The organism is Acinetobacter sp. UBA991, from assembly GCF_002292065.1.
Classification (GTDB): domain Bacteria; phylum Pseudomonadota; class Gammaproteobacteria; order Pseudomonadales; family Moraxellaceae; genus Acinetobacter; species Acinetobacter higginsii.
Window position 1 is genome coordinate 118,316 of the sequence record NZ_DBBF01000023.1, and the last position, 10,308, is coordinate 128,623.

The following is a 10,308-nucleotide window of genomic DNA, read 5'->3' on the forward strand; positions in this document are numbered from 1 at the left end:
CAATAATTTTTTTAAAAAATTGTGACAACAACATGTAATTATTCATGATTTTTATTATATTTTTTTGAACACCAAATCTAAACTTAAATCTGTTAACCATTTATCATCGTCAAAAATCAGATAAGAAGTGTTAACAAAAGTGCTTTATTCATTCTAATCTGATAAATACATCATTTATTTGATCTAAGCAATCTTCGAGCAAAAGCATCCGTTTTTTCATCAAACAGTAGGATAAACATCAGTTTGATATTTTTGGATGTAGTACAATTTCTCTCTTCAAATGTATAGCCAGTATTTCCGTTTTATGTCTTATTTTCAGCAAAAGCTTAACACGCAACTCACTTCTGCATTTGAGCTTCTGTCCCGACTGTTTGATTTGACTGGCTTAGTTTATTTGCATGACCAAGGTGCACCTGTTATTGCATTTTTACCCAAAGAGTTTCTAATTTTTCAGCAATCTAAGCTTCAACAATTTCAACAAATACAATTCAATCAATATCAAATCAAATCAGAAGTACGCTCTCTCCTCGACTTCTCTCAGTTTGATGGCACCTCCTCTTCTGATCATCCTGATGGATTTTATGGTGGATATATTGGCTTCTTTAGTTATGACTATAGTGCAGATCAATTTACAACAATTGATGCATGCCCACAGCCAAGTTTTTTCTTGGGTCAATACACCAGCTTTTTAAAGTTTCAGCAAGGTGAATGGTACTTTTATAGTGATGAAGCTCAGGCCGAAAGTATCTATCAACACATTTCCGATTTGATCAATACACCAAAACAACTCAATGCACTATCTTTAAATCAGCAATGCCACCCTCGTTGGACGAAACAGCAGTACTTCACTGCATTCAACCAAGTTCAGGAGTACATCAAAGCGGGTGATTGTTATCAAATTAACTTGACTCAAGAATTTACAGCGCATGTACAAGGTTCATTATTAAGCCGCGCCAATGATTTATGGGAACTCACCCAAGCACCTTATGCTGGTTATCTCAAAATCAATGATTTTGAATTGCTCAGTTGCTCTCCTGAACTGTTTATTGAATTCAAGCACAACCGAGAAATTAAAACACGTCCAATCAAAGGCACCATGCCACGTTTTAACGATCCACAACAAGATCAGATCTCAAAGGATAAACTCAGCCACTCTGAAAAAGATCAGGCTGAGAATGTCATGATTGTCGATTTGCTCCGCAATGACTTGAGTGTCTATGCTGAAACAGGCTCTGTTGAAACAACCAAATTATTTGAAATTGAAAGCTTTAATCAAGTCCATCATATGGTCAGCGAAATTACGGCAACTTTAAAAGCAGACATCAATCCAATGCAAATGCTACTGTCTGCCCTGCCTGGCGGTTCAATCACAGGTGCACCAAAGATTCGTGCTATGCAAATCATTGAAGAATTAGAAGGTGCACCGCGTGGCGCTTATTGTGGCAGCTTAGGTTATTTTAATTTCGATGGTACAGGTTGCTGGAATATCTTGATTCGTAGTATTCAAAAATATCAGGATCAATTATCGATGTGGGCGGGTGGCGGCATCACCATTGCCTCTGATGCAGAAGCAGAATATCAAGAATGCTTTGATAAAATTTCTGCCATGCTTGATTTACTCAATACATGGCAGACTTCTGAACAATAAGCGTCAATACAAATTTATAAAATTTGCGTTTTAAGCGTATCGACTAAACGCTGGTTTTGTTCATCTGTACCAATCGTGATACGCAAGAATTGATTAATACGCGGCTTATTGAAATAACGCACAATAATCCCCTGTTCACGCAATTGTTGAGACAACTGGGCAGCATCATGTTGCGGATGTGTGGCAAAGATAAAATTGGCTTTCGAAGGCAATACCTCAAAGCCTAAAGCTATGAGATCACTCACTAATTTTTCTCGACTCTCAATCACTTTGGCACATTGCGCTTCAAAATAAGCTTGATCTTCGAATGATGCCACGGCTGCTGCTATTGCAAAACGATCAATTGGATAGGAGTTAAAACTATTTTTTACGGCTTCAAGTCCCGCAATCAAATGTGCTTGTGCAATGGCAAAACCAACGCGTAAGCCTGCCAATGAACGTGACTTAGAGGTCGTTTGGCAAACCACTAAATTTTCATAGCGATTAACCAATTGCACTGCTGACTCAGCACCAAAATCAACATAGGCTTCATCAATTACGACCACGCGATCTGGATTTGCCTTGAGTACCTGCTCAATCTTATCTAAACCGAGCGCGATACTGGTTGGCGCATTTGGATTGGTGATGATAATACCGCCATTTTCCTGTTCATAATCCGATACATCTATTTCGAATTTTTCATTCAAAGGAATCTGTTTGGTTTGTGTTGCAAAAAACTGGCTATAAACAGGATAAAAACTATAGGTAATATCTGGATAGAGAATCGGTTGTTTCTGGATAAAAAAAGCTTTGAAGATATGTGCCAATACTTCATCCGACCCATTACCGACAAAGACTTGTGCCACATCAACATGCTGCTGCTTGGCAATCGCCTGTTTTAACACCGTCGCGTCTGGGTCAGGGTATAGACGTAAGGCATCAGCATGATCTGCTAAAACAGCTTGCACTGCTTCTACCACTTTTGGTGATGGCGGATATGGGTTTTCATTGGTATTGAGTTTGAGTAAGTTTTGAATTTTAGGCTGCTCACCGGGTACATACGGCTCTAATTCACGAACCTCGGGGCTCCAAAAACGCATTTGTTCTGCTGTAAACGTCATTATTCTACTCTCATGTATCCTAAAAAAGGGGCTAACCAGCCCCTATCAATCTTTGAATCGGTTATTGGTAACGATAACGGGCTGAGCGCGCATGGGCATCAAGATTTTCTTGCACTGCCAGAACATCGGCTGCTTTTGCCAAGCTTTTCACCCCCTCTTCAGAGCACATAATTAAGCTAGAGCGTTTCTGAAAATCATAAACACCGAGCGGTGAAGAAAAACGTGCCGTACCCGATGTCGGCAAGACATGGTTTGGACCAGCACAATAATCACCAATGGCTTCTGGGGTATAACGTCCCATAAAGATTGCACCCGCATGACGAATCTCCTGACTCATCAATTCAGCATCATCAAGACAAAGTTCTAAATGCTCAGGTGCGACCTGATTAATCAATTCAACTGCTTCTGCACGATCTTTTACCAACACCAATGCACCACGATTTTGAATCGAAGTTTTGGCAATTTCTGCTTTTGGTAATTCAGTTAAATGCTTTTCAATCGCGGCTTCAACTGCATTTAACAGCGTTTCATCTGGAGTAATGAAAATCGCTTGTGCAACCGTATCGTGCTCAGCTTGAGACAATACGTCCATGGCTAACCATTCAGCATTATTTTCACCTTCGGCATAGACCAAAATTTCCGAAGGCCCTGCAATCATATCGATACCAACTTGACCAAAGACCGCACGTTTTGCGGCTGCTACAAATCGATTGCCTGGTCCGGTAATTTTGTCTACTGCTGGAATGGTTTGTGTTCCATAAGCCAATGCTGCAACGGCCTGTGCACCACCAATGGTAAACACTCGGCTCACCCCAGCTAAATAGGCAGCTGCTAATACCAATGGATTCAACTCACCATTTGGTGCCGGAACCACCATAATAATTTCAGGAACCCCTGCAACATGTGCAGGCAAAGCATTCATAAGTACCGATGATGGATAAGAGGCTAATCCGCCAGGCACATAAATCCCTACACGATCCAAAGGTGTGACTTTTTGACCTAAGGTATTACCCAACTCATCGATATAGGTCCAACCTTCCTGCTTTTGTGCTTGATGGAACGAACGAATGCGTTTTGCAGCAAGCTCTAATGCTTCACGGATTTCAACACTTAAACCATCAAATGCGGTTTTGAGCTGTGCTTGAGTCAGTTCTAAATCAGAGAATTGATGCGCTGGATGTCGATCGAACTGTTGCGTTAATTTAAGCACATGATCATCACCATGCTGACGTACATCAGCAATAATTTGATCTACAGTTTGAATTAATTGAGGATCATTAACCGTTTCAAATGCTAAAAGTTCAGCAAATGTCTGTTTAAAATTTTGATCCTGAGTCGATAAACGTCGCATCAATTTACCCACAAGGCGAATAAGAGAGCACTAAGTTTACTCTTTTTCAGTGTGCTTGTGGGCACAATATAGGCTAAAAAAATCAATCAGAAAGAGAAGGTTCTTCGATCAATCCACAATCTCTACTTTTATCTTTTTAATCAAAACATTTAGCTATCAAAAACAAAAGTTAAATTTTTTTTATTCCATTTGTCACAAAACAAAAGGCTGAGTCGTCAAATGAATACCTACGTTGATTTTAATCAGGAACACTATAATGACGACACTCAATATTCATCCTAAAAAACACTTACCAGAGTCAATTCATCACCTCTATCAAGTCCATCAAAATATTCTTGATTCAGCTTTGATAGATCGCTCGCTTTATCATCTTGTTCTATTACGCGCCTCACAAATCAATGGCTGTGCTTTTTGTGTGAAGATGCATATTGCTGAAGCTTTGGCAGATGGTGAAATACAATCACGTTTGGACCGTTTGGTTGTATGGCGACATTGCAATGATTATACGGATCAGGAAAAAGCTGCCTTTGCTTGGGTTGAAGCACTCACGACTTTACACCCGCTCACTGATTATGAGCCGTTACGTATAACACTATTAAAATATTTCAGTGAGCCACAAATTTCAGCTTTAACTTTACTGATTGGCATGATTAATTTGTGGAATCGAATTGCAATTTCACAGCATTAACATCCATGAAAGCATCAGGCATGATTAGCCAACAAGATTTAACTATTTTTGAGACAAGCCGAACATTCCTGTTCGGTCTTGCTTATCGACTATTAGGGACAACAAGTGATGCTGAAGACGTCTTACAGGATATTTTTATAAAATGGCAACAGCAACCTAAGCAAGATATTCTCAATCCTCAAGCTTGGCTGACCTCTGTATGCACACGCCATTGCATTGATCTACTCCGTGCTCACCACAGGTCTAGAACTGAATATACGGGAACATGGTTACCTGAACCCTATCATCATACAGAAACATTCTCGGTCGAATCCGACTATACCCTCTCCACAGCTTTCCTTTTGATTCTTGAAAAACTTTCAGTTAAAGAGCGTGCGGCATATTTACTACATGACATCTTTAATCTTGACTATGTTGAAATTTCGGAAATCCTTCGGGAACAACAAAGTAATTGTCGACAATTGGTGGCCCGCAGCAGAAAACGTATTGCAGATGAACCGAATGTTCTCTCGAATCATCCGACTCAGCAGCAAATCAACTTACTCAATGCCTTCAAGGTCGCCATTCATTCACATGACCTGAATCAACTCACACAGTTACTTAGTGACGATATCCAATTTGCAGCGGATGGCGGTGGTAAAGTCTCAGCTATTCGACAGCCTTTCATTGGCCAACCACCTATATTACGTTTCTTTGAACGCTTGCTTTTTCAAGCGTGGACAGAGCTCTCTTGGGAAATGGGCCATATCAATGGCAGTGTCGGTTTTAAACTCTATGACTCAGACCATTGTTGTGTCATGGTACTTACTTTTGCTTTCAATGATCAGCAACAACTGCAAAGCATTTATTCTTTACGTAATCCAGATAAACTCAAATAAAAAGGCCAACCGAAGCTGACCTTTTTATTCAATTCAATCTAAAACTTAGTTTTGACGTGCTTTAATGGCTTGTTCGAGTTGCGTCAAAATCGGATTTAACACCGCTTGCTTACGCTTAAAGCTTGCCTTATTGACGATTAAGCGTGAAGAAACTTTGCAAATTTCTTCTAATGGCTCTAAGCCATTAGCACGTAAAGTATTACCTGTATCGACCACGTCGACAATGTAATCACCCAAGCCAACCAAAGGTGCAAGTTCCATTGATCCGTATAGCTTAATGACATCCACCTGCTCACCAAGGCTTGCATAGTATTGACGAGTCAAATTGACGTATTTAGTCGCGATCTTTAAACGGCCTTTTGGTCGTTCCATGCCGACTTTACCCGCCGTCATCAACTTACAATTGGCAATTTTTAGGTCAAGCAACTCATAAACATGTTGCGCACCATGTTCCATCAATACATCTTTACCCGCTACACCAAAGTCTGCTGCACCATTCTCAACATAAGTCGGAACATCAGACGCCCGTAGAATCAAAATACGAACTTTTTTGTGCGTAGTTGGAAAAATCAATTTGCGTGATTTATCTGGATCTTCAAGTAAATTAATACCCGCCTTTTCAAGCAACGGTAATGTTTCCTTTAAGATACGACCTTTACTGAGTGCTAAAGTTAAACCATGATCAAAATTGCCCATTACGTCAAAATTTGGATCATCGTTTCTTAAGTCATTCATCCTTTTACTCGCTTAATCTGAGCACCTAAACTTTGCAATTTTTCTTCTACATGTTCGTAGCCACGATCGATATGGTAGATACGATCAACCAGTGTTTCACCTTCAGCAACCAAAGCAGCTAAAACAAGTGAGAATGAAGCACGTAGATCGGTTGCCATTACAGGTGCAGCCTGAAGTGTTTCCACACCTGTTACCACCGCATCATGTCCCTCCACTTGGATATTCGCACCCATACGTGAAAGCTCTGGTACATGCATAAAACGGTTTTCGAAAATGGTTTCAGAAATCGTTGCAAAACCACGACCAATCACATTGACAGCCATAATTTGTGCTTGCATGTCTGTTGGAAATTCTGGATGTGGCAGTGTTCTAAAGCTCACAGCTTTAGGACGTTTGCCCTGCATATCCAACTCAATCCAATCATCACCACGCGTGACTTCCGCACCCATTTCTTCGAACTTATCCAATACTGCTTCTAATAATGAAGGATCAGTATGGGTAGTCTTCACTCGTCCACCAGTAATGGCAGCGGCAGCTAAATATGAACCTGTTTCAATACGGTCTGCAACTACGGCATATTCACAACCATGCAAACTTTCAACACCCGTAACAACTAAAGTATCTGTATCTAAACCTTCAATTTTAGCGCCCATCTTAATCAACATTTGCGCAAGATCGGTGATTTCTGGTTCACGAGCAGCATTACGAATCGTGGTCACACCTTCAGCAAGTGCAGCAGCCATCAAGATATTCTCGGTACCACCAACGGTCACCATATCAAAAACAACTTCACCGCCTTTCAAACGACCATCAACTGAAGCATGGACATAGCCATTTTCAACTTCAATCTGCGCACCTAAAGCTTCTAAAGCTTTTAAGTGTTGATCGACTGGACGTGAGCCAATCGCACAGCCGCCTGGTAATGATACTTTTGCATTACCATAGCGTGCTAACAAAGGACCGAGCACCAAAATAGATGCACGCATGGTGCGTACAAGTTCATATGGTGCAAACTGGTTATCTAATGTTGATGCGTCAGCACAAACCGTTTCACCTTCATAGCTCATGGTCACACCAAGACCAGCAATCAACTTAACCAATGTGTTTACATCTTTTAGATTAGGTACATTGGTTAGCTTAATCGGAGAGTCAGCAAGGATCATTGCTGCAAGTAAAGGTAAAGCAGCATTTTTAGCACCAGAAATGCGTACTTCACCTTCGAGCTTAACACCGCCCGTAATTAAAAATTTATCCATTAATATTTAAGCTCCGAAAAGGCTTGCTTTGCGCCATTCGTCTTTTGTCATTGCGCGAATCGTAACAGCGTGAACTGCGCCACTCGCAATATAAGAATTTAGAGGTGCATAAACGGCTTGTTGACGAGCAACGGTACGCTTACCTTCAAACTGATCATCCACAATACGAAGGTCAAATTTCCCAGCTTGACCGCTCACTGCTACTTCTGCTTCAGGGAAAGCTTCTTTTAAAATTTGCGTGAGCTGCTCACTATTCATTACAAGGCCTCTTATACAACCATTGGTGTAAAACCAGCTATTTTACTATAACTTTTTCACATAATTCAGTAAGCAGTTTCTTTTTTTATCAATAAAAAAAGAGGCTTCACAAAAAGCCTCTTATACAAAATAAAAAATTAACTCAAAAGTGCCAGTTCATGCTGATACGAACATTGAATTTTTCGATGTTTTGCTAGCTGGCGTTTTAATTTGTCTGTCAGTTTTCGAATTGAAGTATACATATCATCGGCTGTCGCCTGTGCAAACAGTTCTACCCCCGGCAAACGTATAATCGCTTCAGCGATATGATTTGCACTACCTTTGTGTGAACGTTTGTCAATTTGATGATCTTTAGCCAGCTTGATTTGCATACTATTGACCTGATCTAGATGCTTGGTCATTTGACTAAACTTTTCTTTTATATTTTCTTCAATGGCTGGTGTAATGGTTAAATGGTGCCCACGAATCGTTATTTGCATAATTCTATCCCTCACCTTTTTCTCAGGATACAAGAAAATCGCTTCAGCAAATTTAATGCACATTATCAGTGGTTCAATATCCATTAAATCATTTCAGCGATTCCTCTAGTGATCATTAAAAAAATTCATTATTCCGTAATAATGAACCCCTAGAATAGTCACACCTTGAAATTTAGATCAAGACTTTTCTTTCAGAAGATGAGGCAATATGTAACGATTCACGATATTTTGCTACCGTGCGTCGAGCCACCTCAATCCCTTCATTCTTCAACATTTCAGCAATTGCATTATCCGACAAAGGCTTACGTGGATTCTCGCTTGAAACGAGTTTTTTAATCATGGCTCGAATTGCCGTCGATGAAGCCTCACCACCTGTTGTTGTTCCAACATGACTAGAAAAGAAGTATTTCAATTCAAATAAACCACGTGGTGTCAGCATATATTTATTGGTTGTCACACGAGATACGGTCGACTCATGTAATTCAACCTCTTCTGCCACATCACGAAGTACTAAAGGCTTCATCGCTTCTGGGCCTTGCTCCAAAAAAGCTCTCTGATGCTCAACAATGCAGGTTGCTACTTTCAACAATGTCTTATGACGCTCATCGATACTCTTGATAAAATTCTTCGCTTCCAGCATTTGATTGCGCAAATAGACATTATCATCACTTTGATCAGCTCTACGAATCATGCCTGAATAAAAAGAATTAATGCGTAACTTAGGCAATACATCAGGGTTAAGCTGAACTTGCCAATGTTGATCTTTCTTCGACACGACTACATCAGGGACTTGGTATTCAGATTCTTGTTGATTGAACTCTAACCCAGGATAAGGCTTCAAAGTCTTTAACAAATCAACGGCACTTTTTAATTGCTCTTTAGATAACCCTGTTTGCTTTAACAACTTATTCAAATCATTCGAAATCAATAACTCATAATATTTCAATAAATTTCTAGCTTCCGCTAGATAAGGAACTTTTTCATTAAAAGTTTCAAGTTGGATTTTCAAGCATTCTGCTAAATTTCTGGAACCGACACCAATAGGATCAAGACGTTGAATATGTTTTAAAACAACAATAATTTCATCTTGCTCAACTTCTTCCTCACTCTCCATTTCCTGTAAAAGACGGGAAACAGCAAGTAAAATGTCATCCAACTCTGCGTCGAGGAATCCTTTATCATCAAGGGAGTCTACGATGCAATATGCAATCAATTTATCTACCGTTGAAAAATGCAAGAGATTGACTTGATCTAAAATATGCTCTTTGAGGCTTAAATGTACCTGACGATTGTCTTCTCTTTCTTCATATTCTGGTGAGGCCAACGCTGTAGATTGATGGGTATAAATATCATCCCATTCAGTATCAACGGGTAAATCATTTGGAAGATGATCCGCATTCAGTTCAGTGGTTAAGTCTCCATTCTCTTTTTCTTCTAGTGAAGAAAGACTTTCCATGGTCCCCATGTCTTCTATTTTTTCAAGTAATGGATTACTGTCTAACTGGATTTGAATTTCTTGTTCAAGTTCTAAACTGGATAACTGTAAAAGACGTATGGCCTGCTGCAATTGAGGAGTTAACGATAAGCTGTTCGCAACTTTCAATCCAACAGATAATTTCATAGTCTTTCCTTTTATTAAAATAAGCAAAAAACATGCCTATAAAAATATTTATAACATAAAGCAATGTTTCCGCATACAAGGAAAAAGCTTTTCAACTGACTAATCTGTTCAAAAAACTAGCACATGTACAATCTTTTATAAAAAACAATCTAAAATTGTCAGAAAGGACTTTTCTTTACACCTTCTATAAAAGCCCTAGCTCAGATTTTACGACTGATTCCCTCCACTACCTATTTTCGTCCGCCCAATAAAAAACACCCCCAACGGTTGGTTGGGGGTGTTCTAATTTAAAAG

At 39.7% G+C, this 10,308-nt stretch carries 10 protein-coding genes; 3 read left to right on the forward strand and 7 right to left on the reverse strand.

Going from position 1 to position 10,308, the window contains the following annotated elements; translation table 11 throughout:
* Nucleotides 1-304 precede the first annotated feature (304 nt).
* A complete protein-coding gene (locus tag B2727_RS09555; RefSeq protein WP_033133505.1) occupies nucleotides 305-1,648 on the forward strand; it encodes an anthranilate synthase component I family protein in 1,344 nt (447 codons plus the stop codon).
* Between the two features lie 14 nt (nucleotides 1,649-1,662).
* Here B2727_RS09555 and hisC read toward each other — a convergent pair whose 3' ends face one another.
* Together hisC and hisD are read right to left on the reverse strand one after the other, a co-directional pair.
* The gene (hisC, locus tag B2727_RS09560) at nucleotides 1,663-2,748 is read right to left on the reverse strand and encodes a histidinol-phosphate transaminase (protein ID WP_033133455.1); all 1,086 of its coding nucleotides are present in this window, start codon (nucleotides 2,746-2,748) and stop codon (nucleotides 1,663-1,665) included.
* 61 nt (nucleotides 2,749-2,809) lie between these two features.
* The gene (hisD, locus tag B2727_RS09565; RefSeq protein ID WP_033133454.1) at nucleotides 2,810-4,099 is read right to left on the reverse strand and encodes a histidinol dehydrogenase; all 1,290 of its coding nucleotides are present in this window, start codon (nucleotides 4,097-4,099) and stop codon (nucleotides 2,810-2,812) included.
* 256 nt (nucleotides 4,100-4,355) lie between these two features.
* Between hisD and B2727_RS09570 the strand changes: the two genes are divergently transcribed.
* Nucleotides 4,356-4,787 carry a carboxymuconolactone decarboxylase family protein gene (locus B2727_RS09570; protein ID WP_005191407.1) on the forward strand — a complete coding sequence of 144 codons (432 nt, stop codon included), beginning with the start codon at nucleotides 4,356-4,358 and terminating at the stop codon, nucleotides 4,785-4,787.
* Between the two features lie 5 nt (nucleotides 4,788-4,792).
* Nucleotides 4,793-5,665 carry a sigma-70 family RNA polymerase sigma factor gene (locus B2727_RS09575; RefSeq protein WP_033133453.1) on the forward strand — a complete coding sequence of 291 codons (873 nt, stop codon included), beginning with the start codon at nucleotides 4,793-4,795 and terminating at the stop codon, nucleotides 5,663-5,665.
* Nucleotides 5,666-5,710: 45 nt separating this feature from the next.
* On the opposite strand, the gene hisG is transcribed toward B2727_RS09575, so the two are convergent.
* The 5 genes from hisG to B2727_RS09600 all read right to left on the reverse strand — a co-directional run bounded on the left by hisG (nucleotide 5,711) and on the right by B2727_RS09600 (nucleotide 10,014).
* Nucleotides 5,711-6,400: an ATP phosphoribosyltransferase gene (hisG, locus tag B2727_RS09580; RefSeq protein ID WP_005151374.1), complete on the reverse strand. Its 690-nt coding sequence runs from the start codon at nucleotides 6,398-6,400 to the stop codon at nucleotides 5,711-5,713.
* Nucleotides 6,397-7,656, reverse strand: a complete 1,260-nt coding sequence (gene murA, locus B2727_RS09585) for a UDP-N-acetylglucosamine 1-carboxyvinyltransferase (protein ID WP_004804524.1) — start codon at nucleotides 7,654-7,656, stop codon at nucleotides 6,397-6,399. The genes hisG and murA overlap by 4 nt, the downstream gene beginning before the upstream one ends.
* A 6-nt stretch (nucleotides 7,657-7,662) precedes the next feature.
* Nucleotides 7,663-7,914 (reverse strand): BolA family iron metabolism protein IbaG, encoded by a 252-nt coding sequence (gene ibaG / locus B2727_RS09590; RefSeq protein ID WP_005151378.1) that lies wholly within the window; start codon nucleotides 7,912-7,914, stop codon nucleotides 7,663-7,665.
* A 137-nt stretch (nucleotides 7,915-8,051) separates the two neighbouring features.
* A complete protein-coding gene (gene hpf, locus B2727_RS09595) occupies nucleotides 8,052-8,393 on the reverse strand; it encodes a ribosome hibernation-promoting factor, HPF/YfiA family (protein ID WP_004655596.1) in 342 nt (113 codons plus the stop codon).
* A gap of 172 nt (nucleotides 8,394-8,565) precedes the next feature.
* On the reverse strand, nucleotides 8,566-10,014 hold the full coding sequence (locus B2727_RS09600; RefSeq protein ID WP_005205749.1) for an RNA polymerase factor sigma-54: 1,449 nt from the start codon (nucleotides 10,012-10,014) through the stop codon (nucleotides 8,566-8,568).
* Nucleotides 10,015-10,308 lie beyond the last annotated feature (294 nt).

Bases quoted from the DNA above. Each gene is read 5' to 3' on its own strand.
- B2727_RS09570 (WP_005191407.1), top strand. From the start codon at position 4,356: ATGACGACACTCAATATTCATCCTAAAAAACACTTACCAGAGTCAATT.
- hpf (WP_004655596.1), bottom strand. From the start codon at position 8,393: ATGCAAATAACGATTCGTGGGCACCATTTAACCATTACACCAGCCATT.
- B2727_RS09555 (WP_033133505.1), top strand. From the start codon at position 305: ATGTCTTATTTTCAGCAAAAGCTTAACACGCAACTCACTTCTGCATTT.
- hisC (WP_033133455.1), bottom strand. From the start codon at position 2,748: ATGACGTTTACAGCAGAACAAATGCGTTTTTGGAGCCCCGAGGTTCGT.
- hisG (WP_005151374.1), bottom strand. From the start codon at position 6,400: ATGAATGACTTAAGAAACGATGATCCAAATTTTGACGTAATGGGCAAT.
- hisD (WP_033133454.1), bottom strand. From the start codon at position 4,099: ATGCGACGTTTATCGACTCAGGATCAAAATTTTAAACAGACATTTGCT.
- ibaG (WP_005151378.1), bottom strand. From the start codon at position 7,914: ATGAATAGTGAGCAGCTCACGCAAATTTTAAAAGAAGCTTTCCCTGAA.
- B2727_RS09575 (WP_033133453.1), top strand. From the start codon at position 4,793: ATGAAAGCATCAGGCATGATTAGCCAACAAGATTTAACTATTTTTGAG.
- B2727_RS09600 (WP_005205749.1), bottom strand. From the start codon at position 10,014: ATGAAATTATCTGTTGGATTGAAAGTTGCGAACAGCTTATCGTTAACT.
- murA (WP_004804524.1), bottom strand. From the start codon at position 7,656: ATGGATAAATTTTTAATTACGGGCGGTGTTAAGCTCGAAGGTGAAGTA.